Annotated in this window: 21 protein-coding genes and 1 pseudogene; 16 read left to right on the forward strand and 6 right to left on the reverse strand. The window is 71.5% G+C overall.

Annotation, left to right across the window (positions count from 1 at the left end; all coding sequences use genetic code 11):
• The first annotated feature begins 149 nt into the window (after positions 1 to 149).
• Positions 150 to 641, forward strand: a complete 492-nt coding sequence (locus EMA17_RS01965; RefSeq protein ID WP_126635085.1) for a peptidylprolyl isomerase — start codon at positions 150 to 152, stop codon at positions 639 to 641.
• An 86-nt stretch (positions 642 to 727) separates the two neighbouring features.
• Here EMA17_RS01965 and EMA17_RS01970 read toward each other — a convergent pair.
• The 3 genes and pseudogenes from EMA17_RS01970 to EMA17_RS01980 form a co-directional block, all read right to left on the reverse strand.
• A pseudogene (locus tag EMA17_RS01970) lies at positions 728 to 1,687 on the reverse strand (helix-turn-helix domain-containing protein); the annotation flags it as partial.
• Between the two features lie 74 nt (positions 1,688 to 1,761).
• A complete protein-coding gene (locus tag EMA17_RS01975) occupies positions 1,762 to 2,295 on the reverse strand; it encodes a 2,4'-dihydroxyacetophenone dioxygenase family protein (protein WP_126635086.1) in 534 nt (177 codons plus the stop codon).
• 207 nt (positions 2,296 to 2,502) lie between these two features.
• Positions 2,503 to 3,501, reverse strand: a complete 999-nt coding sequence (locus EMA17_RS01980; RefSeq protein ID WP_126635087.1) for a carbohydrate-binding protein — start codon at positions 3,499 to 3,501, stop codon at positions 2,503 to 2,505.
• Between the two features lie 219 nt (positions 3,502 to 3,720).
• Here EMA17_RS01980 and EMA17_RS01985 point away from each other — a divergent pair, with 219 nt between their 5' ends.
• The 7 genes from EMA17_RS01985 to EMA17_RS02005 all read left to right on the forward strand — a co-directional run bounded on the left by EMA17_RS01985 (position 3,721) and on the right by EMA17_RS02005 (position 11,805).
• The gene (locus EMA17_RS01985; RefSeq protein WP_126635088.1) at positions 3,721 to 4,512 is read left to right on the forward strand and encodes a Stf0 family sulfotransferase; all 792 of its coding nucleotides are present in this window, start codon (positions 3,721 to 3,723) and stop codon (positions 4,510 to 4,512) included.
• A 62-nt stretch (positions 4,513 to 4,574) separates the two neighbouring features.
• Entirely contained in the window at positions 4,575 to 4,739 is a 165-nt protein-coding gene (locus EMA17_RS51565) for a hypothetical protein (protein WP_160161273.1), read from the forward strand.
• 25 nt (positions 4,740 to 4,764) lie between these two features.
• Positions 4,765 to 6,765 carry a B12-binding domain-containing radical SAM protein gene (locus tag EMA17_RS01990; RefSeq protein WP_126635089.1) on the forward strand — a complete coding sequence of 667 codons (2,001 nt, stop codon included), beginning with the start codon at positions 4,765 to 4,767 and terminating at the stop codon, positions 6,763 to 6,765.
• Positions 6,762 to 8,528, forward strand: coding sequence for a multinuclear nonheme iron-dependent oxidase (locus EMA17_RS53210; protein WP_218042591.1), 1,767 nt, complete (start codon positions 6,762 to 6,764; stop codon positions 8,526 to 8,528). Before EMA17_RS01990 ends, EMA17_RS53210 begins: the two co-directional genes overlap by 4 nt.
• 5 nt (positions 8,529 to 8,533) lie before the next feature.
• Positions 8,534 to 10,450 (forward strand): RiPP maturation radical SAM C-methyltransferase, encoded by a 1,917-nt coding sequence (locus EMA17_RS02000; protein ID WP_174861283.1) that lies wholly within the window; start codon positions 8,534 to 8,536, stop codon positions 10,448 to 10,450.
• Positions 10,440 to 11,090 carry a DUF5825 family protein gene (locus EMA17_RS52890; RefSeq protein WP_174861284.1) on the forward strand — a complete coding sequence of 217 codons (651 nt, stop codon included), beginning with the start codon at positions 10,440 to 10,442 and terminating at the stop codon, positions 11,088 to 11,090. Before EMA17_RS02000 ends, EMA17_RS52890 begins: the two co-directional genes overlap by 11 nt.
• 73 nt (positions 11,091 to 11,163) lie before the next feature.
• Entirely contained in the window at positions 11,164 to 11,805 is a 642-nt protein-coding gene (locus EMA17_RS02005) for a LysE family translocator (protein WP_126635090.1), read from the forward strand.
• A gap of 26 nt (positions 11,806 to 11,831) precedes the next feature.
• Here EMA17_RS02005 and EMA17_RS02010 read toward each other — a convergent pair whose 3' ends face one another.
• Complete coding sequence (locus tag EMA17_RS02010) at positions 11,832 to 13,052, reverse strand: hypothetical protein (RefSeq protein ID WP_126635091.1); 1,221 nt, start codon at positions 13,050 to 13,052, stop codon at positions 11,832 to 11,834.
• Positions 13,053 to 13,312: 260 nt separating this feature from the next.
• On the opposite strand from EMA17_RS02010, the gene EMA17_RS02015 reads away from it, so the two are divergent.
• Entirely contained in the window at positions 13,313 to 14,545 is a 1,233-nt protein-coding gene (locus tag EMA17_RS02015) for a type III PLP-dependent enzyme domain-containing protein (protein WP_126635092.1), read from the forward strand.
• A 77-nt stretch (positions 14,546 to 14,622) separates the two neighbouring features.
• Here the strand turns inward: EMA17_RS02015 and EMA17_RS02020 are convergent, their stop codons facing one another.
• Both EMA17_RS02020 and EMA17_RS02025 read right to left on the reverse strand, forming a co-directional pair.
• Positions 14,623 to 17,820: a non-ribosomal peptide synthetase gene (locus EMA17_RS02020; protein ID WP_126635093.1), complete on the reverse strand. Its 3,198-nt coding sequence runs from the start codon at positions 17,818 to 17,820 to the stop codon at positions 14,623 to 14,625.
• 130 nt (positions 17,821 to 17,950) lie between these two features.
• Complete coding sequence (locus EMA17_RS02025) at positions 17,951 to 18,262, reverse strand: hypothetical protein (protein WP_126635094.1); 312 nt, start codon at positions 18,260 to 18,262, stop codon at positions 17,951 to 17,953.
• Positions 18,263 to 18,676: 414 nt separating this feature from the next.
• On the opposite strand from EMA17_RS02025, the gene EMA17_RS02030 reads away from it, so the two are divergent.
• Genes EMA17_RS02030 through EMA17_RS02060 form a run of 7 tightly spaced genes read left to right on the forward strand, consistent with a single transcriptional unit; the run spans position 18,677 to position 26,921 of the window.
• Positions 18,677 to 19,939 (forward strand): GNAT family N-acetyltransferase, encoded by a 1,263-nt coding sequence (locus EMA17_RS02030; protein WP_160161274.1) that lies wholly within the window; start codon positions 18,677 to 18,679, stop codon positions 19,937 to 19,939.
• Positions 19,940 to 19,982: 43 nt separating this feature from the next.
• The gene (locus EMA17_RS02035) at positions 19,983 to 21,218 is read left to right on the forward strand and encodes a DegT/DnrJ/EryC1/StrS family aminotransferase (RefSeq protein ID WP_126635096.1); all 1,236 of its coding nucleotides are present in this window, start codon (positions 19,983 to 19,985) and stop codon (positions 21,216 to 21,218) included.
• 19 nt (positions 21,219 to 21,237) lie between these two features.
• Entirely contained in the window at positions 21,238 to 22,212 is a 975-nt protein-coding gene (locus EMA17_RS02040; RefSeq protein WP_126635097.1) for a glycosyltransferase family 2 protein, read from the forward strand.
• Complete coding sequence (locus EMA17_RS53740) at positions 22,209 to 23,597, forward strand: NAD(P)/FAD-dependent oxidoreductase (protein WP_126635098.1); 1,389 nt, start codon at positions 22,209 to 22,211, stop codon at positions 23,595 to 23,597. Before EMA17_RS02040 ends, EMA17_RS53740 begins: the two co-directional genes overlap by 4 nt.
• Positions 23,594 to 25,012, forward strand: coding sequence for an aspartate aminotransferase family protein (locus EMA17_RS02050; protein ID WP_170222075.1), 1,419 nt, complete (start codon positions 23,594 to 23,596; stop codon positions 25,010 to 25,012). Before EMA17_RS53740 ends, EMA17_RS02050 begins: the two co-directional genes overlap by 4 nt.
• Positions 25,009 to 25,470 (forward strand): hypothetical protein, encoded by a 462-nt coding sequence (locus EMA17_RS02055; RefSeq protein WP_126635100.1) that lies wholly within the window; start codon positions 25,009 to 25,011, stop codon positions 25,468 to 25,470. Before EMA17_RS02050 ends, EMA17_RS02055 begins: the two co-directional genes overlap by 4 nt.
• Complete coding sequence (locus EMA17_RS02060; RefSeq protein ID WP_126635101.1) at positions 25,449 to 26,921, forward strand: GMC family oxidoreductase; 1,473 nt, start codon at positions 25,449 to 25,451, stop codon at positions 26,919 to 26,921. The genes EMA17_RS02055 and EMA17_RS02060 overlap by 22 nt, the downstream gene beginning before the upstream one ends.

A 26,921-nucleotide genomic window follows, 5' to 3' on the forward strand; every position in this document is an offset into this window, starting at 1 on the left:
AAGACGACGCTAGGGGAGCGAAGTCGGCGCCGGTATCGGGGACTTCCCTTAGTGGGCCGCATCGCCCGGACCGGGCCGCGCCCGGCGGACGGCGCGCGTGGGCGGCGTCGGTACACGACGGCGGGTTCGGCACTGCGTACGATGGCCGAATGATCACAGTGCTGCTGCGGACCTCAAGCGGGGACATCACCCTGGAGCTCGACGAGTCGAAGGCTCCGAAGTCGGTGGCGAATTTCGTCGACTACGTCAAGGCCGGTCACTACGACGGCACCATCTTCCACCGGGTGATCCCGGGCTTCATGATCCAGGGCGGCGGCCTGACCGCGGACATGGAGCGGAAGCCGGCGCCGAACCTGGTGGAGAACGAGGCCAAGAACGGTCTGCGCAACGACAAGTACACGGTGGCGATGGCGCGGACGTCCGATCCGCACTCGGCCAGTGCGCAGTTCTTCGTCAACGCGGCGGCCAACGAGTTCCTCGATTATCCGGGCCAGGACGGCTGGGGCTACGCGGTGTTCGGCAAGGTCGTGGACGGCAAGGACGTGGTGGACGCCATCGAGGGCGTGCCCACCACGTCGAGGAACGGCAGTCGCGACGTGCCGGTGGAGCCGGTGACGATCGTGTCGGCGCGACTGGTCTGACCCGTGCGTACGGCGCCCGGCCGCTCGGGTGTGCGGGCCACGAGCGCGCCGGGCGCGGTCGCCTCCCCGACCGGGCGGCGGATGTGACCCGGGGTGGTGCCGAAGTGTTCGCGGAAGACCCTGGTGAAGTGGGACTGGCTGGAGAAGCCCCATCGATGCGCCACGTCGGCGACGGTGGGTGCGGGTGAGGCCGGATCGACGAGTTGGGCGCGGGCCGATTCGAGGCGCCGGGTCAGGATGTACCGCGCGGGTGTGTCGCCCTCGGCGGTGAAGATCCGGCTCAGGTGGCGTACGGAGATCCCCAGCGCGCCCGCGACCCGTCCGGTGTCCAGGCGTGGATCGTGCAGGTGGCGCTCGATGTGGCGCTTCGCGAGCGCCAGTCGCGCGGCTCGGGTCGAGGAGGAGCCCGCCGACGGGTCGTCGACGCCGGCCGACCGCTCGGCGGTGAGCAGTCGGAGCAGGCCGAGCACGGTGTCCCGGGCCGCGAGCGCGTCGGTGGTGTGCGGTTCGCGGGCCAGGTCCAGAAGCACCGAGCGCAGTGTCGCGGTGTTCCCGGCTTCGCGCGCCGCGCCGCGGCCGAAACGGGTCGGCGCCGAGACTGCGGATCCCGGGCAGTGTTCGGTGAACAGTTCGCGGGGGATGTCCACGAGCAACTGCCGCATCACCGACGAGAATCCGAACAGATAGGGCTGCCTGGTGTCGTACAGGAGCAGGTCGCCCGGGGCGACGCGCACACTGCCGTGCCGGTGATAGAAGACGCCGTCACCGGCGAGCAGCAGACTCGCGAAGACGGAGTCCTTCGGGAGCGCCCGACAGGTCGCCGGGGGCCGTTCGATGACATGCTCGTTGCCCGCGATGTCGGCCATCCGCAATTCCGCGAACCGTACGTTGACCTGGGTCGCGAGCAGGCCCTCCTCGGCGTAGGAGGAGCAGGTCAGACCGACGAGGGCCCGCGAGTTGTAGTCCTCCCACAGGCTCTCGCGGTCGGCGGGCGCGACGGAGCGCGTCGAGACGCGGGAGGTCACCGCGGCGGTTCGGTCGGCCATGTCGGTCTCCTCGCGGTGGTCCTCACCGAGCGCGGATCGAGTCCGGGCACGGCCAGGATCGTACGCCGCGGGGCTCAGCGGAAGAGCGCGTCGACGTATTCGGCGCCCAGGCCCACCTTCGTGTAGTGCCGACGGCACAGGGCGATGTAGTCGTGGACGTCGAAGTAGCCGGTGGCTTCGCCGTTCTCGTCCAGCCAGACGAGCGGGCCCTTGACGATGAACATGGTCTTCATCGGTTCGTCGCTCTCGTAGGCCACGAGCGTGTGGCCCTCGCCCGGGGCCTCGTACACGAAGTCGCCGGCGGAGGCCGTCCACGGGCGTTCCAGGTAGCCCCACTTGCCCGAGATGGTGTACGCGAACACCTCGTGCGGGTGGTAGTGCCGGTTGACCAGGCCGGCCTCCTTGGCGCGCAGGATGTCGCACCAGGAGTTGTCCTTGACGTTGATCCACAGCGGGCGGGACCCGACCGTCTCGGTGAACGGCGCGTAGTAACGATCGTCGTCGGTGGCGACCTGGGGCAGGTAGACCTCCGGGAGGGCGTCCGGCTTGAACGAGTTCTCGATCGGCCTGAGTCCCTTCCAGAACTCGCCGCGGGGGGCCTCTGGCATCTCGGTGTCCAATCGTGGAGCGACGGGTGGCGCGGGGTGGGGCGCGTGGCACGAGTGAACTCGGACCGCGGCGGGGCGTCTTTCCGATTTCGGACCTGCGCGCCGGCCGATTCGGGACATCGGCACGGGCCGACGTGCACACGGCGACGCGCCGGACGGGGGTCGAGCCCACCCGTCCGGCGCCCGGTCGCGCGACTGTTCGGACGATCAGGGATGCACCGTCCAGTGGTGGTTCTGCGCGGCCCGGGTGAAGGTCAGCGACGGGCACAGGTAGTCGCTGCCGCGCGGGCTGGTGCTGGTCCACGGGGAGTCGGTGGGGGTCGCGAGTTGCCACGCGCCGCCCCTGCGGAGCTTGATGTCGGTGCTGTCGAACGTGGTGTTGCGGGCCTCGGTGCAGTAGTAGCCCTTACCGGTGGCGGGGTTGACCGTGGCGTAGATCTCGAAGATGTCCCAGCCGTAGTTCAGTGCGCTCTGATCGGTGCCGGACGAGCGGAACAGGGACTCCCAGGACTGCGTCCTGTAGTTGTACAGGAACGACGACCACGCGTTGCCCGAGGTCGCGTCCTTGCTCAACTGCACGCTGTAGGAGGTGATTCCGTTGACGGTGGTGGTGTACTTGGCCAGGAACGCGGCGTCCACCTTCAGGGTCTTGGCGGGGCCGCTCGTGCCGCACCAGTCCCACGCCCATATCTCGGCGCCCTGGCTCCAGTAGGCGGTGACGACCTCCATGCACGACTTCAGCGCCTTGGTGGTCGGGGCGTAGGTGAAGTTCTGCGAGTCGGTCACCTTGTACGAGGGGTCCACGCTGTGTGTCGCGGTGATGCCGTCGTGGGTGCCCGCCTGCGGGAAGATGCCCCAGAAGTTGTGCGTCGGCGCGAGGCTCGCGCCGGAGGCGGCGGTCGCGGCGTCGTTCGCGGTGCCCGCGGAGTCGCCGGACAGGGTCGCGCGGAGCTTGGCGCGCTGCTCGACGAAGGCCTGAACGGCCTTGTCGCGCCCGGGAGTCGGCGCGTCGGACGCGTTCTGCGCGACGACCCCTCGGTGCGGCGCGGTGGGGGAGGGGACGGCACCGGACGGCCGCGAGCCCGTCGCGCCGGCGGGCCCGGCCGGAGCCAGGGCGAGGAAGGCGACGAGCGCGGCGACCAGGGTGGTCACCAGGCCGATGGGGAAGGGACGGGGATGTGTGCGTGGCGTGGCGCGGCGAGACATACGTCTCCTCGGGAGGGGGGAAGGGGTGTGGAACCGGAGGACGGGCACCGCCGCAGGGTCCGAACCAACCACCGTCGAGCGGGACGTTCTCGTACAGCTCCGGTCGGACGGCCCCAAGGTAGGGGACGGTTCCGCTCCGGGGGTAATCACATCTGCCGATAGCATCACAAGAGCCGCACACGGTGCGGCCGTTCGGGGGTGGTGGCGAGGAGGGGAGTGGTGGTCGTGGCGCTGCGGTACTCGACGAACGGCGAGCGGTACGACTTTCCGCCGTTCGCCGGCCCGCCGCCGGTGCGCTACGTCCTGGCGTCGAGCCCGCGCTGCGGCAGCAACATGCTCGCCCGTGCGCTGTGGCATACCGGGGTGGCCGGTTTTCCCGAGGACTACCTTGCCGACACCTACGTCCTCGACTACTTCGAACGCTGGGGATTCGACGCCGACGACCCGGACGGGCTGCCCGCGGGCCATGTCCGCGCCCTGATGCGGTGCCGGACCAGTCCCAACGGCGTCTTCGGCATCAAGGTGCACGCCGGCCATCTGGCCGCCTTGGAAGTCGACCCGCACGAACTGCTGGGCGCGCCGCGGTACATCCACATGGTGCGCCGGGACCGGCTGCGGCAGGCGATCTCGTACACCGTGGCCGAGCAGACCGGTGTCTGGATCGTCGACGGAACCCACCTGCCGACGGGGCGGGCGAGCTCGACCCCGCGCTACGACCACGACGGCATCCGTCGGCACCTGCGCCTGCTCGACCGCGACGCGGCGACCTGGGCGCGGTACTTCGACCGCCACGGGATCACACCCCACGTCGTCGTGTACGAGGAGCTGCTCGCGAGGTACGAGGACGGCGTGCGGGGGTGTCTGGCGTTTCTCGGCGTCGAGGCGCCCGAGCGGATTCCCGCGCCCGGCATCGCGCGTCAGGCCGACGAGGCGACGAGTCGGTGGGTGGCGCGCTTCCTCGACGAGGCCGCTCCCTCGGAGCGCAACTCGCTTTTGTCCGGCGGCTGTTGACAGACCACCACACACCGCTACCGTGAAGGCGTCAGCCACCATCACGCGCCAGGGGAGGGATCATGAGTGTTGCACCGCCCGAGGTGACGGTAGAAACCGCCGCCGACGAGGAGTTCGCCGAGCTCGACGACCTCGAAGTGATCGAGACCAGCGAGTTGAAGGTCGGTGGGGCGTACCACTCCTACACCTACATCGCGGCGAACAACGAGGAAGACGTCTCCGTCTGAGACCCCGGACTGCCGAGGTGGGAATGTGCCGTCCGAACGGGCAGGCGGCGGTGATCGGGTCGACGTCCTCCTGATCTTTCCGCCGCAGACCGAGGCCAGGTTCTTCCCGTACCTGAGCCTGCCCTACCTGACCGGCCACCTGCGGCGCCGGGGTCGGCGCGTGCACCAGGCCGATCTCAACATCGGCCTGGTGCACGACGTGCTGCGGCACCCGCAGACGCTGACCGCCGCGGTCGCGGCCCGCGGCGGTACCGGTCTGGACGGCTGGTATCGGCGGGCCATGGCCGACGCCGTGACGCGGCACGCGGGCGAGATCCGGGCCCGGGTCATCGAGCGACAGGCCGAAGAGCCCCACACGCCCGCCGCGTTCGACGCGCTTCGGCTCGCGCGCAACGCCGTCGAGCTGCTTGTCGGCGACACGCTCCTCACCCGTACCTGGCGCGACCTCGGGCAACTCGACGCCGCCGTGCGCGAGGCCGCCGAGGCGCCGCCCGCCGGGTCCGGCGTCGCGGTCGAGCGGCTCCACCGGCACGTCGTGGACCTGCTGACCCGATGCCGGCCCCGCGTGGTCGGCCTGTCCGTGGCGTTCTTCAGCCAATTGGCACCGGCGCTGCTGATCGCCGCCTGGGTGCGGCGGCTGCGACCCGGGACACACGTCTGCCTCGGTGGCCAGCAGGTGATGCTTCGTCACGAGGACTTGGCGGGGCTCACCGGCGTGCGCCGCACCGTCGACGCCCTGTGCCACACGGCGGGCGAGGAGCCGCTGGAACGCTGGCTCGACGCACTGGACGGGAGCGCCGCACGGGCCGACGTACCCGGCATGACCTGGCTCTCGCCCGACGGCGCCGCGCGGCACTCGACGCGCCCGGTACGACTGCGGTTTCGCGATCTCGGCCCACCGGACTTCGCCGGCCTGCCGATCCACGCCTACCTCTCGGAGACCACACAACTGGCCATCGTGTCCTGCGTGGGCTGCTACTGGGGCCGGTGCGCCTTCTGCTCCTACGGCAATCGTTCCCTGCCGCGCGGCGGCTACCAACAGGGCACCCCCGCGCAACTCGCCGACGCCGTCGAGTCGGTGGTCCGGGACACGGGAGCCGAACTCGTGGCGATCGCCGACGAGAACACCAACCTCCGACTGATCGCCCGCGCGATGCGGCTGGCCCGGGCCCGCGGCGTCAGGGTGCGCTTCGACGTCCGCGCCCGCCTCGAACACAGCCTGCTGGAGCCGGAGTTCTGTCGCGAACTGGCCGACCTCGGCTGCGCGCAGATCGCCATCGGCTACGAGGGCACCTCACAGCGCCTGCTCGACCTGCTGGATCGGGGCGTGCGCGCCGCCGACTACCAGCGCATCGTCGACAACCTCGCCGACGCGGGCATCACCATGCGGCTGTCCGTGATGGGTCACGTCCTCGACGAGACCCCTGCCGAGTTCGAGGAATCCCTGCGGTTCCTGACGGACAACCAGGACCGGATCGGCATCGACGCGCTGGAACTGCTGATCGCCGAGCCCGGCAGTCGACTCGCCCGACACCCCGAGCGTTTCGGCCTGGCGCTGGACACCTCCGGGCCGCTCACGGGCAATCCGGAACTCAACTATCTCGGCGGCCGGGTCGGATATCCGATGGCGATCGGCGGCGGCCCCGCCCGCGCCGAGGCACTGGACCGACTGGAACGTGTCTTTCGTACGGTCACCCCGGGCCGGGCCGGCCGGCTGTCGCCCCCGAGCAGCACACCGGGGACCGGCCCGCGCGAGGCCGAACTGGTCGGGCCGCACCCGTGGGTGTGCGTCGTCCCCGCCGAACTCGACGGCGTCCACGACCGGATCGCCATCGCCGATCTGGTTCGGGAACGCTTCTACGCGCTGCCGCGCCGCGACGTCGCACAACGTGCCGACGGCCTGCTCGCGGCGCGCACCGCACGCGGCCGGCTGCTCCTCGGCCGGCTGGTCGGCGCGCTGGCCGGCCGACCCCATCCGGGCACCACCACCGAGGCGGACGTCGAGTACGCCGGGAGGCCGTCGTGACCCAGACATCAGCCACCACGACCAGGCTGGGCCTGGGCCTGGTCATGGACATGCCGTGGAGCGGAGGCACCCTGGGCAATCGCGGCATCGGCTTCGTCGAGACGCCCGACGGCGGCGACATCTCGCCCCGCGTGCGCGCGTTCTTCCGGCGCCACGGCCACGATTTCGCCTACGCGTGCCCCTCGTTCCAGCCGCGCTCGCGGGCCGCCGTACGGATGGCCGACTACGCCCCCGCCTACGACCGCTTCTTCGCCGAACCACCCGCCGGGACCCGCCGCGCGCTGCACCAGACCGAGCTGAACATGGGCTCACCCGAGCGCTACGACCGCGGCCCCACCATCGAGTTCACCAACGAACTCACCGCCCGCCACGACCTGTCCTGGATCGTCGAAGACCTCGGGATCTGGAGCCTGCGCGGCTGCCCGCTGCCGTATCCGCTGCCGCCGCCGCTGACCGAGCGCGGCCTGGAGATCGCCACCGCCAACACGGCGGACACCGCGCGTCGCCTGGTGGCGCCGCTGCACGTGGAGTTCCCCGGCTTCACCGAGGGCGGGTCCTTCCACCTCGGCGGCCTCGACGCGTTCGAGTACTTCGCCAGGTTGGCCGACGACGCCGACGTGTGGGTCACCCTCGACGTCGGCCATCTGCTCAGCTATCAGTGGCTGCGCGGTCGCACCGGCCGCGACATGCTCGACGGGATCGAGGCCCTCCCGCTCGACCGTTGCCGCGAACTGCACCTGTCGGGCTGCCAGATCGTCGGCGGCAAGTTCCGCGACCTGCACCACGGCGTGCTCCTGGACGAGCAGTTACAACTCACCGAATACCTGCTGCCGCGCTGCCCGAACCTGCTCGGGGTCAGCTACGAGGACCCGATGTACCGCGAGGACGGCCGGCTGGTGGAGCGGTCCCGGCCCAACTTCGAGCGGCTGCGCGACCTGGCCGACAGGTGGCGGCAGGGCGACGACCGCCTCGTCGCCACCTCCGCGCCACCGCGCGAGGTGACGCCCGCCCCGCCGGCGACCGGCGCGGGCCTCGCCGGCGGGCAACTCGCCGACCTGCTCATGCGTCTTCTGCTCGACCGCGACCTGCGCGCCCGCCTGGCCGACGAGGGCGCCGCCGAAGTGGCGGCGAACCCGGGCGAGCTGGAGTGTCTGGAGACCGTCGAGCTCGACGAACTCGACGCCGCCGCACGCAGGTTCCGATCCCGGATCTGGCGGCTCGGCCGTGACGGCGGGCTCGCCGGCTCGTTCCCACGCACCCTGCGCACGCTCCGCGAGTCCGGCCGCGGCGACGCGGACCTGCTCGACGGGTTCCTGACCTCGACCCACTTCGGCGCCTTCCGGCTGGTCCCCCACCTCGGCCCCGGCCTGTCGGTGGAGGAGTCCTTCGCGCGGTTCCTGCTCGACCTGCCGGAGGCGACCGCCACGACCGTGCGCGAGACCGTGGACCACGAGCTGCTGCTCTCCCTGTTCACCGCGCTCTGCCACGAGCGGCCGCTGTCGTTCCTGATCGGGGTCGAGGGTGTCGTGCGCACCGACCACGGCCACGCCGCGCTGCGCCGGTATACCCGGGCGGCCATCGCGGGCTGGGGCCAGGGCGTGGCCGGCCCGCCGGAAGAGACCGCGCTCTACGCGTACTTCGCCACCCCCGCCGGACTCGCCCACGGCCCGGTCTCCGCGCGGGTGGCCGCGGCGTTCGAGACCACGCCGACACCCGCGGGCGACGCCGCCCGCGCCGCGCTGAGCCGGCGCGGGCGCTGGTGAGCGACATGCGCGTGGTACTCGTGGACATGCCGTGGTCGTCGATCGACATGCCGTCGTTGGCGCTCGGCATCCTGCGACGCCGCGTCCTCGACGTCTTCCCCGACGCCCACGTCGAGGTCGTGCACGCCAATCTCGACTACGTCGACTGGCTGGTCGCGCGCACCGGTTTCACCGCCGAGGAGTACGAGTTCTGCGCCAACTCCTACTTCTCCGGGCTCAGCGAATGGATCTTCTCGGCCGCGCTGAACGATCGCCCGCACTGGCAGGTACCGGAATTCACCGCCCGCCTGGCCGGCCGAGTGCCCGACGGCATGACCGCGCGGGCGCTGGAACTGCACGAACTCGCCCCGTTGTTCGTCCGCGAGACCGCCGCCCGGATCGTCGCCGAGGCGCCGGACGTGGTCGGCTTCACCACCACGTTCGCGCAGAACGCCGCGACGTTGGCGGCGGCGCGTACCGTCAAGGAGATGGCGCCGCACACGCTCACCGTGTTCGGCGGCGCGAACTGCGACGGCCCGCAGGGCGCCGCGCTGCACCGCAACTTCCCGTACGTGGACGCCGTCGTGCGCGGCGAGGGCGAGGCCGCGTTCCCGCACCTGCTCGCCGCGACCGCGGACGGAGAGCGGGACGAGAAGGCACTGGCCGGTATCGCGGGTCTGTGCTGGCGCACGTCGGAAGGCGGGTGTGTGGTGAACCCGATGGAGGCCGGGCCGCTGCCCCCCGGGGCGCTCGTCGCGCCCGACTACGGCGACTACTTCGAACGGCACGCGAGGTCGACCGCGGGCTCCTGGGTCGAACCCCGGCTCGTCGTGGAGAGTTCGCGCGGCTGCTGGTGGGGCGCGAAGCACCACTGCACGTTCTGCGGGCTCAACGGCTCGTTCATGGAGTTCCGCAGCAAGGACCCGGGCCGGTTCGTCGCCGAACTCCTCGCCCTGGTCGAACGACACCGCGTTCTCGACGTGTGGGTCACCGACAACATCATCGACATGGCCTACCTCGGCTCGATGGCGCCGCGCCTCGCCGAGTCCGGATACGACCTGCGGATCGGCTACGAGATCAAGTCGAACCTGCGTCGGGACCAACTCGAAACCCTGTACGCGGCCGGGATCAGCCATGTGCAGCCGGGGATCGAGAACCTGAGCAGCAAGGTGCTGCGGCTGATGGACAAGGGCGTGACGGCCTGTCGCAACGTCCGACTGCTCCGCGACGCGGAGACGGTCGGTACCGAGGTGAGCTGGAACCACCTCTACGGTTTTCCCGGCGAGACCGACGGGGACTACGACGACGTGATCGACCAACTCCCGGCGCTGCACCACCTCATGCCGCCCGCCGGGGCCACCCGGGTCAAGGTCGAGCGCTTCAGTCCGTACTTCGACCGGCCCGAACTGGGTTTCGGCCCACCCCGACCGGCCGCGCACTACCGGCACATCTACGACCTGCCCGAGGCGGAACTCGCCGATCTCGTGTACATCTTCGATGTGCCCCGGCGCGGCATCTCGGCGGCGTGCCTGGACCGGCTGCGGCCGGCCATCGCGGACTGGATCGCCGCGCGTCCGCGCAGCCGGCTCACCCACCACGACCTCGGGGACCACATCGTCCTGATCGACTCCCGACCCCGCTTCGACTGGCACCTGCTCGAACTCGTCGACCCGGTCGAGACGACGGTGTTCCGGCTGCTCGACACCCCGCACAGCCCCGCGGCGCTGCTGCGCAAGACCGCCGCACGTCACGACGGCGTCACCGCGGCGACGATCGAGGACCTGCTCACCCGATGGCGCTCGCTCGGCGTGGTCTTCGCCGAAGGCGGCGAGGTCGTCCAGGTCGCGCCGGCCGCGCGCAACCCGGCGCCGACGCGGCCGCGACGGCCGACGACGCGACGGCACGAGCCGCTCGTCCCCACCCCGGCCGCCGATGAGCGCTGACCTCCCGCCGGTACGGCTGGCCCTGTGGCGCGACCGCGACCCGGAGGCCATGCGGATACCGGGGATGTACCTCGGCGAGGCGGACGTCGCCGGCGACCCCCTGGACGAGGTCGCGGGGCTTGCCGCGGGCGGTGCGTGCCTGGCTCGTCTGCCCGCCGCGATCGACCTGTCCACCGGCGGGGTCGAGGCGGCCGGCGCGGCGGCCGTGGCGGGACTCGTGGTCGTCCGCGAACTCACCGCGCACGGTATCGCCGTCGACTGGACGCTCCGGCCGGCCGCCGGGCCCTGGGACTGGCGCCCGCTCGGCCACCTGCACCCGCCGACCACCGTGATCGACGGTGCCGGGCTCGCCGCCGCCTGGCGGGACGACTTCCGCCCCGCGAAGTTCGGCTACCGCCACGGCCCCGGCTTCATCGAGGTCCGCGACCACCGCGCCGACCCGTTCCGCCGCCTCGTCATCCGCAACCCCCGCTACGAGCAGGTCATCGAGCCGCTGCTGCGCGGTGTGGCCACGACGGACCTGACCGAGGCGGTGACCGCGCGCTACCACGAGGCGGGCCTCCTGCACCGGGTGGGCGGGTACGTGTGGTGGACCCCGTACCGCGTCCGCCACAGCCCACACGGCACGGGATCGCCGTGATCGGGCGGCGGCACCGGACCGTGCCGCGAAATCGCCCGGGCCGGCGGCCGGCACGCGCATTACGCTACGCGGCATGGTGTCCCAGGATCGTCTCCTCGCGTTCGCGGCCATGTCGGCCCTGCTCATCGTGATACCCGGCCCGAGCGTGCTGTTCGTGGTGGGGCGAGCCCTGGCGCACGGGCGGCGCGCCGCGCTGACGACCGTGGCCGGGAACACCGTCGGGGCGTACACCCTGGTGGTGGCCGTGGCACTGGGTGTGGGCGGGATCGTGGAGCGCTCGGTGCCGCTGTTCACCACACTGAAACTGGTCGGCGCCGCGTACCTGATGTATCTGGGCGTGCAGGCGTTTCGCGGGCGCAAGGCGCTGCCCGCGGCGTTCACCGCGGACGGGCCGACGGCGACCGGGATTCCGAGGACCTTTTGGGACGGGTTCCTGGTGGGTGTCGCCAACCCCAAGACGATCGTGTTCTTCGCCGCGGTGCTCCCGCAGTTCGTCGACCGCGACCGGGGCCACGTGGCGGCGCAGATGTTGCTGCTCGGCCTGGTGTTCAACGTGATCGCGGTGGCGTGCGACAGCGCGTGGGGCCTGGCGGCGGCGACCGCGCGCGGCTGGTTCGTCGGCTCGCCGCGACGACTGGCCGCGGTCGGCGGCGTGGGCGGGCTCGCGATGATCGGCCTCGGCGTGACGGTCGCGGCGACCGGCCGCAAGGACTGACGGAGCCCGTCGGCGGTCGTTCGCCCTCAGTCCGAGTCGAGGGTGTGCGGGGCGAACACGGCGGCCATCGCGCTGCCGAGGGCTCCGTTGAGGACATGGTTTCGGCCCATCCGTGACCCGTAGCCGATCACCCGCCCACGCAGGACCGCGACCTTCAGGTCGCGCATGTATCGCCCCCCGTCGGTGTCGACGCACGAGGGCGCGACCCGTTCCTGAACGAGCCACCCCCGCCGCGCCGGGTCGCGCAGCAGACCCGCCCACGTGTGCGGGTCCGTGTCGACTCCCATGTGCACGGCTTGGCCGCGGAATCCGTAGGGGGCCTTGACGACCAGGTCGACGCGACCGGCGATCGCCTCGGCCACGGAGACGCCGTCGCCGAGTTTGCGGCTCCAGGGCACGAGGGCGTGCAACGCCGTGTGCTGTGCGGGGGTGAACAGGTGCCGGAACCGGGGATCGGACATGACGGCCAGGCACAATTTGTTCTCCGCCACCCAACGCTCGGCCAACACATTGGGCGCGATCAGGTCGCCGGCGGTCAACCGTGCGCACAACCCGTCCCACCGCTCGACCTCGGCGGCGTCGGCCGGGATGTGCTTGAGGTAGGCCAGCGCGAACTCCGACAGGGCGGCGTCGTCGTCGGCGTCCACCGGGATCAACGCACGGCCACGCGCGGTGAACTGGGCCCGCATCACCTCGACTTCGAACCGCGACTGGCGCCGACCGCGAACCAGGGCGATGCGCCCGGCCGCGGCGTCCGACACGCCGCGCTCACGACCGTGGGTGACCAGCCAGTCGGCGAACCAGGTCGGTTGTTCCATCGGGGTGTCGGGCACGCTCCACTCGGCCAGGACGGCCCCCGCCGGCGACCGGCGCCACATCCGGTTGACCGAGCCTGCCACCATGACACCGCCCGGGCTGCTCGGGTTGAACTCCAACACCCGCACGGAACCCAGATTCGCGCCGACCAGGTCCGGCCGGCAGAAGTCCACCAGGGGCCGTTCCCGGCGATCGTGCCGCAGGATCCACCGGTGCAACACCGCCGGGACTCCCAGGAAGTCCCGCAGCGCCGGGTCGTCGGGGTAACACTCGACCACACGCTCCAGGCACCGCACCACCGTCAGGACCCGGCGGCGCAGGATCCGCTCCGCTGTGCGCTCCAACACCGAGACCGCGGGCAGCAGGGCTCCCGCTTTCAACGCCCGCTCGGTTCCCAGGCCCGCGTCCACCCCCTCGAACGCGGCCGCCACCGATTTTGCGCAAGGTCCGGAACAGCCGGGCGCGCCGGGTATGGCCATCAGATCACGATCGGGATCCCATAGGGGCAAGGCATCATTCATTCCGGGACATTAACACTCCGGTCGTTACGCTACGACGGTTTTCCGAAAAGCCGACCGCAGGTGTGGTCGACGCCGATCGGCGCTCCCCTTTTCGAGGCTCGACATGTGCAGGATCGGTGTCCTACGGTGAAAACCGTCCTGGTATCCGACGGGAAATTCGGAGGTGGGTCGTGATCGAAAGTCGGCTGAAAGCCGCGGCCGAGCGTATCGCCCGGGAAATACCGACACCTTTTTACGTGGTCGACCCGGGCGGGGTCGAGCGGGATTTCACCGCGATGGACAAGGCATGGCGCGAGTGGTTTCCGCGGTTCACCCTTGCGTATTCCTACAAGAGCAATCCACTGACGGCGTTCACACGGTTGTTGTGCGCACTGGGGGCGACGGCCGAAGTGGTCTCCGGTCCGGAACTCGAAACCGCCCTGAAGGACGGGTTCCCGCCCGATCGCATCCTCTTCGACGGCCCGGTGAAACATGCCGCGGAATTGACCCGGGCCCTGGCTCTCGGGGTCGGCGTACAGATCGACTCGGCGGCGGAGGTCGAAGACGTCGCCGCCGCGATTTCGGAGGGCGGTCCGCGACCGCGCGTGTGTTTACGCCTGGCCATCGGGACCGATTCGGGGGAGTGGTCGCGATTCGGATTGATGCCCGACGAGGTGCCGCGCGCCCGGCGGATTCTCGCCGATGCGGGAGTGCGGGTGCGGGGCGTGCATCTGGGCGTGGGAACCCTGGTCCGGGGCCCGCGGACGTACCGCGCCGCGATACGCCTGTGGCGCGAGACGTTGCCGGAATTGGCCCACGACGCCCCGGAGCCCTTCGTCCTGAATATCGGCGGCGGGTTTCCGCCGCGCGGCGACACGGCCGATCCGGCCGCGCCCTGGGCGGAGTTCGCGGCCGAGGTCGCCGAGGAGTGCGGGCTGCTCGGTCTGCGGCCCCGGGACGTGCACCTGGTCGTCGAGCCGGGGCGCAGCCTGGCGGAGGAACACGGCGTGCTCGTCGCCCGGGTGGCCGTCCGCAAACGCCGCGCCGAGGGCCCCGACCTGCTGGTGCTGGACGCCGGCACCAATCTCGCCCGGACGGTGAAGTCCCGCAGCCACCCGATCGAGTTCGTCCCTTCGGACCCCGACGACGCGGCCGACGCGGGCGGCACGCGGGACCCGATCGGCGCCGGCTCCGCCCGGGAGCCGTACGCCGTGTACGGCAACAACTGCTACGAGGGCGACGTCTTCGCTCGAGTGGTCGACGGACCCTCGTCGTTGCGCCCGGGGCAGCTGGTCCTGGTGGGCTCCGTCGGTGCCTACGACATGCCGTTCGCCCACGTGTGGGTCCGGCCGCGTCCCCCGGTGTACGCGCCGGCCGGCACCGGCCACGTCCTGGTGCGCGAGCCGGGGCGGGCCATCCGCTGACATGTTCGAGCCCCACCGACCGGTCCCGGGCGGTGGGTGGGGCTCGCGTCGGTGCCCCCGGCGGGTCGTCGGTCGCGTCACGAGCGCGTCGACGTCCGGTGGTAGTGGACGTAGCGGTCGAAGACGTTCGCGTCGATGACGGGCGGTCGCAGCCCGATCCGCCGGGCCAGCCGTTCGGCGCGGGCGACGGAGAACAGCGCCGTGCCGTCCTGGAAGACGTCGGCCAGCCGATTCCGGTGCGGTTGCGGATCCCCGTCGGGCGCCGGCAGTACGGCCAGTGCCCCCGCCAGGGTGCGGTCCCCGGGCGCGGCGAGCGAGGCGTCGTGCAGGGCCGCCCAGAACGTCTCGTATCCGACCGGCTCCAGCCCGAAGGCCGAGCCGAACGCGCCCAGCAGCCCGCCGAGTTGCACGGGCGTGGGATGCAGGAGGTGGAACCAGCCGCGTTCGTGGTGCGCCACGGCGGCGGCAAGCAGCGCGCCGACGGTGTCCAGGGGCGTGTAGTCCAGGAGCAGCGGATTCGTGGGGTGCGCGCCCACCCGCAGGCAGGCCCGGATGAACAGGTCCGTGCGGGAGCCGTTGTTCGGGACGCCCGTGTCGGTCGCGGGCATCACCTCGCCGAGCCGGTGCACCGCCGTCGGCAGGCCGCGCTCCGCCGCCTGGAGGACGAGTTGTTCGGCCACCCACTTGGACCGCCCGTACCCGGTCGTGGCCGCGTCGACGGCGGGCCACGGTGCCTCGGGCGCCCGGGACCCGGGGCCGTCGGGGACCGGCGCCCGGCCGCGCGCGGCGAGGGTGGACACGAAGTGCAGCACCTTGGGTCGGCACCGCGTGGCGAACCGCAGGATCTCCACGGTGCCCTCGACGTTCGCCGGGCGGTGCGCCGCGTATCCGCGCACGAGGTTGACCAGGGCGCCGGCGTGCACGATCGTATCGACGCGCTCGGCGAGGCGGCGCGTGTCCGCGTCGTCCAGCCCCAGGCCCGGTGCGGACAGGTCGCCGACCACGATGCGCAGGCGTTCGGCGTGCTCGTCGCGCCAGAGGCCGTAGTGGCGCAGATTGTCCGCCACGCGCGCCCGGGCGGATTCCGCGTCGTCCGCGCGGACCAGGCAATACGCGGTGACCCCGGGCAGGCGAAGCACGTCGTACAGCAGTTGTGCGCCGACGAAGCCGGTCACGCCGGTGAGCAGTACGTGCTCGACGCGCGCTGCCGCGGGCGTGTACGGGAGTCGGATGTCCGGGGGCAGCACCGGGTCGTGGTCGAAGTGCTCGGCGGCATCCCGGCGGGTCCGCCGTGCGGCGATCGGGGCGCCGTTTCCGTTTCCGTTGCCGTTCGGCCCGGTTCGACCGCGCAGGGCCGCGAGTTGGTCCGTCACGGTGGGGGCCGCGACCACGTCGCGTACGGAGAAGTCGATCCGGAAGCGGGCCGCGATGGCCAGGGCGAGGCGCTGGGCGCTGAGCGAGTCGCCGCCGCTGTCGAAGAAGTCCTTGTCGGCGTGTACGACGGGCTCCGGGAGCACCTCGGCCCACAGGTCGAGCAGTGCCCGCCGCGCGAGTTCCGCGGTCGGCGGGGGGCGGGTCGCGCCGCCGGCGGTGCCCCGCGGGACCGGGGCGGCGGGGCCGCCGGCCTGTACCGGGCGGTCGAGCAGTCGTTTCAGGGCGCCGCGATCGGCCTTTCCGTTGCCGTTGAGCGGCATGTTCTCCAGGATCACGAAGCGTTTCGGGGTCAACTCGGCCGGCAGCGTCGCGCGCGCGTGGCGGATCAGGTCGTCGGTCGAGGTGTCGCCGCGGACGGTGACGAAGGCGGCCAGGTAGGTGGAGCCGCCGTGCTCGTGCGCCACGACCTTCGCCTCGCGGACCCGGGGGTGTGTGGCGATCGCCTGCTCGACCTCGCCCGATTCGACCCGCACCCCGCCGACCTTGAACTGCTGGTCGCGTCGGCCGCCGAAGAAGAGCACGCCGTCCGCGTCGTGGTGACCGAGGTCGCCGGTGCGGTACATGCGCGGCCCGGGCAGTTCGGCGAACGGGTTCGCCACGAACGCCGCGTCGGTGCGCCGAGGATCACCCAGATACCCGAGGCCCAGGCACTCGCCGCCGATGTGGATCTCGCCGATCTCGCCCGGCGCGACCGGCCGGTTGTGTTCGTCCAGGACGATCGCCCACGTGTTGTCGATGGGGCGGCCGATCGGCAGCGGACTGCGGGGGTCGCGGGTCACGTCGTGGAAGACCGACCCGATCGCGGCCTCGGTGGGACCGTACGTGTTGATCAGCGCGACGTCGGGCAACATCTCGTGGAACAGCCGGACGGCGCGTGCGTTGATCTCCTCGCCGCCGATCAGCAGCCGTCGCAGCGAGCCGAGTCGTGGTATCAACTCCGGCTGTGAGTGCAGCAGTTCGACCAGGCTGTTGAAGATCGTCGGGACGAAGTCGGTCATCGTGATCCGGTGCCGTGCGATCACGTCGACGGTGGCGGCGAGGTCGAGCATGCCCCGGGGCTCCGGGATGACGACGCTGCCGCCGTGGGTGAGCGGCCACAGGAGTTGCCACAGCGACGAGTCGAAGGTGTGCCGACTGTTCTGGAGCACCCGTTCCGGGTCGTCGGCCACGAACCGGTGGGTCATGTAGAGGAATCGATTGAGCAGGCCGCGGTGCGTGTTGAGGGCGCACTTGGGTACGCCGGTGGATCCGGACGTGTAGAAGCCGTACGCGAGGTCGTCGGGGCGGGCCGGCGGGCCGAAGCGGTCGGCGGTCGCGGGGCCGAGCCGGTCGAGGTCGACCGTGACGGTCACCGGAGCATCGCGGTCGTCGCCCCACGTCGGCCCGGTGTCCCGGCGCGTACCGGCTCCGACGCCCGGCGCCGTACCGGTCGCGAGGTCTCGCGTCGTGTCCGGGCCGGCGACGGACAGCACGACCTTCGGGTCGCACGCCCGGATCATGCCGCGCAGCCGCTGCTCGGGCCAGGTCGCGTCCAGGGGCACGAACGCCGCGCCCGTTTTGAGCACGGCCAGCATGGCCACCGGCAGGCCGAGGCCGTTGCGGGCGGCGAGCGGTACCAGGTCGCCGGGTCCGGTGCCGTGTTCGTGCAGATCCCGGGCCAGTGCGCTCGCCATCCGGGTCATGCGCTCGTAGTCGAGGACCCGGCCGGCGCATTCGACGGCCGGGGCGTGCGGGGCTCGCGACGCCCGGGCCTCGACGAGGTCCAGGACGGTCCGGTCGGGCGGGAGGGAGACGGCTCGGCCCAGGAATTGTGCAACCTGTGTCTCGCGCAACCTCTGCATGTCGATGAAGTCCCCTGTCGCATGGGTGCGAACAACTCGTGACAAGCCGCGGCCGCGACGCCGAAAAGATGGGAAAGCCCTCGTCGGTGGGTCGCCGAGGGCTTTCCCGTCAGTGATTCGAAACGCCGGATCAGACCTCGGTCGCCACCCAGCTGATATACCAGCCGTGACTCACCGCGTATTCCACCGGCAGCGGCCGGCCGTCCTGCCAGCGCACGTAGATGCGGAAGCCCTTGGCGGTCGGCGTGTAAATGGTGTTTCCACCGGTGGTGGTCCACATGGAGTCGCGCCCGCACAGATTCGCCGTGTACACCGGGGTTTCCGAGAAGTTGCCCGCGGTGGTGTCCACGTCGATGTAGATCCCGGTGCCGTTGTCCTCCTCCACGTGCTGCTGCCAGTCGTCGATGGCGGTGTTGCCGGCGATAAACCTCGGATTGCTCATGTGATCTCCTCGGTCGCAGCGAAGACGCGTATCTGCACGTCGGCGTCGCGTTCGAGTGTTAGCGATCGGTTCCGTAGATCACAAGGCACCTTGGCAATCTTCATGGAATTCGGCAGAATGATCTGTTCCGATTTCGGGACGCCGGAACGGAAGGATCAATTCCTGCTCGATCGATCGGTAGCGGACCTCGCGTGATCGCTTCCCGAACGAATCATCGACAAGCCTTGACAGTCGCAGGACCGACGTGAAGCATGATTGTTGGCCGATTTCCTGTAAAGATCGTCCGGCGATCGACAAAGATCACTCGGCGGCCGATCGGCCGTGGCCTGCCACATTTTGCCAATTCTCCCGTTCGGGTCGTCGATGAGACGCGCACCCCGAACTCTTTCGCATGTCTGCGAGGTGCCTTTGCCTGTGGATCAGACCCGATCACGTGTCGACGGGTACGATTTCCGTGCGCCGGATTCATGGGACCAATTCGCCGACGTCGTCGCCCTCGCCTACGGCGGGTACGCGGCGGTACCGGAATATCGAAAAATCATCGGCGACATATTCGAGCCGAAGCGCTCGCTGCTCGCGCACCGCGCCGGCGAGACCTGCGCCACGCTCGCCCTGTACTCGCTGGACATGAGCGTCCCGGGCGGTCGGCAGCCGATCGCGGGCATCGGCTACGTCACCGTGGACCCCACGCACCGCCGTCGCGGCCTCATGCGCGGTCTGCTCCAACGCACCCTGGCCGGCCTGTACGACCGCGGCGAAGAGGCGGTCGCCGCACTGCACACCACGGAGCCGGCCATCTACGGACGCTTCGGATTCGGCTCCGCCACCCGCGCCGTCCGGATCCGAATACCGCGCGCCTCCCGCGAGTTGACCGCGCCGCGCACCGACCCGCCCACCGACCCGCCACCGCCCGTGCGCGTCCTGGACCCGGCTCGATGCGGTGCGGAGATCACGCGGCTCTACGAGCACGCCATCGACCGGCGGCCGGGCATGCTCCGGCGCGACGACACCTGGATGCGCCGGGCCGTGCTCGATCTGCCGGAGCGGCGCGGCGGCGCGGGACGGCTGTTGTGCATGCTGGCCGGCGCCGACGACGGCGAACCGGCGAGGGGATACGCCCTCTACGCGTTGACCGCCCGCTGGGAGAACTCCTACCCGCGCTACGAGGTGAACGTCCGCGAACTGTTCGCGAACGACCCGGCCGCGTACGCGAGTCTGTGGCGGGCCCTGCTGGACGTCGACCTCGGCGGCACGGTGGTCGCCGACCGCCCGGTCGACGATGCGGTCCTGGCCCTGCTCGACGACCCGCGCAGTGCCGCGCCCGTCGCGCGCGATCAGCTCTACACCCGCCCGGTGGACGTCGGACGTGCCCTCGCCGGGCGCGGCTACGGGGCCGAGGTCGATCTGGTACTGGCGGTCGCCGACCCGATCTGCCCGTGGAACGAGGGCCGTTGGCGACTGCGCACCGGCGCGCACGAGGCCGAGTGCGCGCGCACCTCGGCCCCGGCCGATCTGGCCCTGACCGTACGCGAGTTGGGTGCCGTGTACCTCGGCGGCGCCTCGTTGACGCAACTGGCCGCGGCCGGGCGGGTGGTCGAACACCGGGCGGGCGCGCTCCGGGCCGCGACCCGGGCGTTCCACCACGACCCGGCGCCGTTCTGCCCGACGGTGTTCTGAGTCCACCGCACCGGCCACGAACACGACGTGAGGAGGCGGTCGCATGCCCGGTCCCGGGTACGCGTCCTTCGGTGACGAGGAACGACGCAACATCGCGGAGGTCCTCGACGCCTGGCAGAACACGGTCGGGGTGCACTCCCAACCCGTGGCACAGGACTCGCAGTGCCGCCGGCTCGAACGGGAGGCGGCGAGCCGGCTCGCGTCCCCGCACTGCCTGACGGTCAACAGCGGGACGTCGGCGCTGCTGACCGCCTTCGCCGCGCTCGGCATCGGACCCGGGGACGAGGTGATCGTCCCCGGATACATGTACGTCGCCTGCCTGTCCGCCGTGGCCTACAGCGGCGCGACGCCCGTACTCGCCGAGATCGACGAATCGCTCACCCTCGACCCGGCGGACGTACTCGCCAGGATCACCCCGCGCACCCGCGCGATCATGCCCGTGCACATGCTGGGCGCCTCCTGCGACATGGACGCCCTCACCCGCATCGCCCGCGAGCACGACCTGCTCCTGATCGAGGACGCGGCACAGGCGTGCGGCGGCACGTATCGCGGCCGGCCGCTCGGCGGCATCGGCGAGGCCGGGGCCTTCTCGCTCAACGTCTTCAAGGTCGTCACCGGAGGCGACGGCGGCCTCCTGCTGACCCGCGACGCCGCCACGTTCCAGCGCGCCTACTCCTTCCACCACCACGGCTGGTTCCCCTACGCGCGCGAAGACGGGCCCGGCGACGTGCTGTTGGGCCTCAACCTGCGGATGGGCGAGTTCGGCGCCGCCGTGGCGCGCGCGCAACTGGCGCGCCTGGACGACGTCCTGGCCCGCACCCGCGGGCTCAAACGCGACCTCACCGACGCGATCGGCACGCGCGCCGGCGTCGCCGAACGGGTCCTGCACGACACCGAAGGGGACTGCGCCACCGTCGCGGTCTACGTCTTCGACGACCGCGAGGCGGCCGAGGAGGTCGCCTCGGGCCTCGGCTCCAAGACCCTGCTGCACTCGCCCAAACACCACTACGGGGGCCTGCCGGAACTGCGGGCCCTGGCCGATCCCGACCACCCGTCCTGCCCCTTCCGCCCGGTGGAACCCCCGGCCCGCGGACACACCTATCGCCCCGGCGCGCTGCCCCGTACCGACGACGTCCTGAGCAGGTCCCTGGCCCTGACGGTGGGATTGACCGACACCTACCTGGGAGCCGACTTCGGAGTCGACGTCTTCAGCCGCCCGCACGACGTCGCAGCCGCCGCCGAGAAGTTCCGGGCGACGCGCGACGCCGTCCTGGGCTGAACCGGAAGGAGTCCGCACCGTGTCGCAGCGAAAGGCGGACGGACCCGCGCCGCACACGCCGCTGATCAGCGTGGTGGTGCCCTGCTACAACGAGGGAGAGGTGGTCACCGAGGCACATCGCCGGATCTCCACCGTCATGCGGGCACTCGACGGATACGACCACGAGATCGTCTTCGTCGACGACGGCAGCCTGGACCACACCTGGGACGTCCTGACCTCCCTGGCCCGCGCCGACAACCACGTGCAACTCGTGCGCCTGACCCGCAACTTCGGCCATCAGCCCGGCATGATGGCCGGACTGCGCGAGGCCCGCGGCGACGCCGTGGTGACCCTCGACGCCGACCTCCAGGACCCGCCCGAACTGATCCCGGCCATGGTCGAACGCTGGGGCCAGGGCTGGCCCGTCGTCTCCGGTCGCCGGGTCGCGCGGCACGGCGACACCCGGTTCAAGGTCGCCACCGCCTACGTCTACTACCGCCTGCTCAAGTCCCTCGCCGACCATCCCATCGCGCTGGACACCGGCGACTTCCGCCTGCTCGACCGCTCGGTCGTGGAGACCCTGACCCGACTGTCCGGCGACCCGGGTTTCCTGCGCGGCCTCGTCGGCTGGGCGGGCTTCGCCGAGACCAGCATCGAATACGGGCGGGCCCCGCGCTCGGCCGGCCGGTCCAAGTACACGCTGCGCAAGATGGCGAGCCTGTCCCACCGGGGCGTGATGACCTGCACGGCCACACCCGCCCGGCTCCCGACCGCCGTCGGCGTCGCCTGGCTCGGCGGCGTCGCGCTCACCTCCGCGGTGCGCCGGCGGCCGATGCCGGTCGCCGCGTGGACCTTCGGCGGCGAAGCGCTGCTCCTGGGCGTGCTGGGCGAATATCTGCGCCTGGTCCACCACGAGACGCGCGGCCGCCCGTCCTACGTGGTCGCCCGACGCGACCGGCAACACCCGATCACGCCGGTGACCGCGCTCGCCGAACCCGAGGAGCAGGCGTCGTGAGCCGCGACGACACCCGGTTCGACGTGGTGGTCGTCGGCGCCGGATTCACCGGCCTCGCCGCCGCGCACGAGCTGGGACTGGCGGGCCTGAAAACCCTGATCGTCGAGGCGGACGACCGCATCGGCGGCCTGGCCGGCACCTTCGAGGTCGGCGACGGACACCTCGAACGTTTCTACCACCACTGGTTCGAGTCCGATCACGACATGTTCCGGCTGTGCGCCGAACTCGGCCGCGGCCACCTGGTGGAGCGCCGGCCGGCACGCACCGGCTTCTACCACGCCAACACCATCCACCGCCTGTCCAGCCCGCTCGACGTGCTGCGCTTCGCCCCACTGCCGCCCGCCGACCGGCTACGCCTGGGACTGATGGTGATGCGCGCCGCGCGGGTACGCCACTGGCGCCAACTCGAAGCGCTCACCGCCGAGGAATGGCTCGTGCGCATCGGCGGACGCCGGGTGTTCGACCTGGTGTGGCAACCGCTCCTGGAAGGCAAGTTCGGCGCCTACGCCCCCCAGGTCGGCGCCACCTGGATGTGGACCAAACTGCACCTTCGCGGCGGCAGCCGCAGCAGATCCGGGCGCGAGGTGCTGCACTACCTGCGCGGCGGGTGCGGGGCCCTGCTCGACGCCTGGCGACCCCGACTGTGCGAACTGGGCATCAGACTGCGGCTGCACAGCCCGGTCTCCGCCGTCCTGGTCGATCACGGCGGCGTCACCGGGGTCCGCGTCGGCGACGAAGTGGTCCCCGCGCGCCGGGTATTGGTGACCACCGCGCCGAGCGTGCTCGCCGACATGCTGACCGGCCAGGACGACGAACACCTCGCCGTACCCGCGCTGCGCCGCCAGTTGGGCAGCATCCCCTACCTGGCGAACATCTGCCTGGTGTTGGAGAACACCCACGCGCTCTCCGACACCTACTGGCTCAACGTCACCGACCCCACGTTCCCCTACGTAGGCGTCATCGAGCACACCAACTTCGACGATCCGGGCCACTACGGCGGCCGGCACATCGTCTACCTCTCCAAATACCTCCCCGAGGACTCGACGCTGTATCGGATGAGCGACGAGGAGGTGTTCCGCTACAGCCTGCCCCACCTGCGCCGGATGTTCCCGCGCTTTCGCGACGACTGGGTGCGCGGCTACCACGTCTGGCGCGCGGACCACGCACAACCGGTGATCACCCGGAACTACTCGAGGATCGTGCCCGGTGTGGAATGCGCGGTACCCGGCCTGTACATGGCCGGCATGGCGCAGGTCTTCCCCGAGGACCGCGGCACCAACTACGCGGTGCGACACGGCAGGAACGCGGGCAGGCTCGTCGCCGATCGGGTGCGGGCCCACGAACGCACCGGTCTGGCCAGTCTACGAACGGGAGACGGGACGTGAGCGAACTGCTCGACGCCGAGGCCTGCGAGCACCTGTCGATCGACGAGGTGCACGATCTCCACCGGCGCCACGTCAGCCGCAGCCAGGTCACCCTGATCGGCTCGTTCGGATTCGGCCGCGACCTCGTGGAACACGCGGAAGGGTGTTGGATCACGCTGCGCGACGGCCGCCGCGTCCTCGACTTCACCGGCGGTGTGGGCGTGCTCAACCACGGCCACAATCACCCGCGGATCCTGGCCGCACGCCGCCGCTTCGCCGAGCGCAAGAGCATGGAGGTGCACAAGAACTACCTCTCCCCGTACGTCGCCGCGCTCGGCCACAACCTGGCGATGCTGCTGCCGGGCGACCTGAACATCGCCTACTTCCCCAACTCCGGGGCGGAGGCCGTGGAAGGCGCCCTGAAACTGGCGTACAAATACCACCGCGGCCGGCGCGGCACCGTCCTGCACACCGACATCGCCTTCCACGGCAAACTCCTGGGCGCGGGCAGCCTGACCGCGTCTCCGGAGATCCACTTCCCCTTCCCGAGCCTGCCCGGCACCGACCGATTCGGCTACGACGACCCGGACTCCTTCGCCCTCGCCCTGGACCGGCACCGCACCGGCGACGGCGGCAGCGACGTGTACGCGGTGGTGCTCGAACCGTTCAGCGCGTCCGGACTGCGCGAGTGTTCCGAGGAATTCCTGCGCACCGTGCGTCGGATGTGCGACGAACTGGACATCGTGCTCGTCTTCGACGAGGTCTTCACCGGGTGGGGACGCACCGGGTCGCTGTTCCACTTCATGCGCCACCGCGACCTGATCCCCGACGTGCTCGTCACCTCCAAGTCCTTCGGCGGCGGCAAGGCGTCCATCTCCGGCTACGTGAGTCGCGAACACGTCTTCCGCCGCGCGTACGACAACCTCGCCGACGCCACCCTGCACAGCACCACCTACCACGGCTTCGGCGAGGAGACCGTCACCGCGCTCGAAGCCGTCGCGATCGCGGTCGAGGACGACTACCCCGCCCGGGCCCGGCACATCGGCGAACGCCTCGGGAGAGGGCTGGCCAAACTCGCCGAGACGCACCACCGCCTCGTCGCCGGGACCACCGGACGCGGCGCGCTGCACGGGGTGTTCCTCAACGCCGGCCCCGCCCGGCTCGACCGCGTCACCCGACTGCTCCCCGGACCCTTCGCCAAGGACCCGCAACTGCGCGCCAAACTGGTCACCGGAGCGGTGATCTCGGCGCTCTACCACGACCACGACGTGCTCACCTACTACGGCTCCAACCACGGACTCCCGCTGATCGCGGCACCGCCGCTGATCGCCGAGGACGAGGAGATCGACCTCTTCCTCACCGCCCTGGACCGGGTCCTGGACAAGGGCGTCACCCGGCTGGTCACCGCCTTCGTGAAGGACAGGGTCACCGCGTGAGCGGCGCACCCGACCTCGGGGCCCTCGCCCGGGACCGGGCGGATCGGCGCGCGCTCGCGCGAACCACCCGGGCGCTGCGGGCGAGCGGCCTGGCGCGCGTGTGGGCGGTCCGATACCCGCCGCTTCGCGAGCCCGAGGCCGCCGCGCTCGCCGGCGGGCATGTCGCGGGCAGCCTGGCCGCACTGGCGCCGCCGTATCGGGCGGCGTTCGGCGTGCTGCTGCGCCTGGTGCCGGCGGCCTTCCGGCTCGTGACCGGGCGTCGGCTCGAGGTCGCGTCGCCGGAGGTGTTGGCGGCGGGTGCGGGGCGGCTGGAGCGGCTGCCGGTGCTCGGCACGGTGGTGCGCACCACCGGCACCCTGGCGTGCTACGGGGCGCTGGACGGCGTGCGGCCGGCGGTGGCGGCGCGGGCGGCGGGGACCGAACTCCCGGAGCGGGCATGGCCGAACGACCCGCGGTGATCGACTGCGACGCCCTCGTGATCGGCTCCGGCGCCGGTGGGGCCGTCGCCGCACTGGAACTGGCGCGCGCGGGCCGGCGACCGATCGTGCTGGAGGAGGGGCCCGAGGTGTCCGTCGCGGACATCGCCGATGCGTCGCCCGCCGAGAACATGCGGCGGCTGTACCGCAACGCGGGGCTGTCCCCGATCCACGGGCGCCCGACGATCGCCTTCGGCGAAGGGCGCTGCGTCGGCGGTACGACCGTGGTCAACGGCGGCCTGCTGTGGCACCCGCCGGCCGACCTGCTCGACCGCTGGGCGCTGCGCTCGGGCGTGGACGGATATCGGGCCGAAGACCTCGACGCACACCTGCGCGACGTCACCCGACGGTTGTCGGTGATCACGCACACGGAACGCCCGCCGGCCAACCGGGACTCGCGGCTGCTCGCGGTCGGCGCGGACGCCCTGGGGTGGCGCCGACAGGACGCCCGCCGCGCGGTGCGCGGATGCCGACACAGCAACCGCTGCGCCACGGGCTGTCCGACCGGGGCGAAGCAGAGCATGGCGCTCACGTACCTCCCGCAGGCCCGGCGGCGGGGCGCGCGCGTCGACGCCGGCACCCGGGTGGTCCGCATCGCGCACGACGGGCGCACCGTCACCGCGGTACACGCGGTGGGCCCCGACGGGCGGCGGACGACCTACCGGCCGAACGTCGTCTTCCTCGCCGCCGGCGCCCTGGGTACACCCGCGCTGCTGCAACGCAGCGGCATCCACGCCCGCCGGGCCGGGCGACACACCGCGATCCACGTCAACCTGCGGGTGAACGCGCGCTTCGCCGACCCCGTCGCGGCCCGGGACGGGACCATCTTCACCACCCAGCTCCACGAGTTCGCCGACCTGGGCATCCTGGTCATGCCGGCCAACCTCACCCCCGGCACCCTGGCCGCGAGCCTCGCGGGGCATGCGCCGCGGGTGCTGGAGCGATTGCTCGCGGACATCGACCACGTCGGGACGTACACGGTGCAGGTCCGGGTGTCCGGCAGCGTCCGCGTCACCGCGTTGCCCGCCGGCGGCCTGCTCCTGCGGCATCATCTGCGGGCGAGCGACCGGGAGTTGTTGCGGTTCGGACTGCGGCAGGCGGCGCGGGTGCTGTTCGCGGCGGGCGCGGTCGAGCTGTACGCGCCCGAACGGCGCGTGTTGCGCTCCGTCGAGGAGGCGGAGGCGTTCGTCCCGCGAGCCGACCCGCGGCGCTGGGACCTGGTATCGGTGCACGCCATGGCCTCGTGCCCGATGGGCCTGCCCGAACGCGGCGGGCTGTGCGACGGATACGGCCGACCGTACGGCCTCCGCGGGCTGCACCTGTGCGACGCGTCGGTGCTGCCCGGCGCGACCGGGGTGAGCCCGCAGGGGACCATCATGGCGTTCGCCCACGAGATCACCGACCGGTATCTGGCACTGCCCAGGCTGCCCTGA

Origin of the sequence: Embleya hyalina (genome assembly GCF_003967355.1) — a bacterium.
Lineage (GTDB): Bacteria > Actinomycetota > Actinomycetes > Streptomycetales > Streptomycetaceae > Embleya > Embleya hyalina.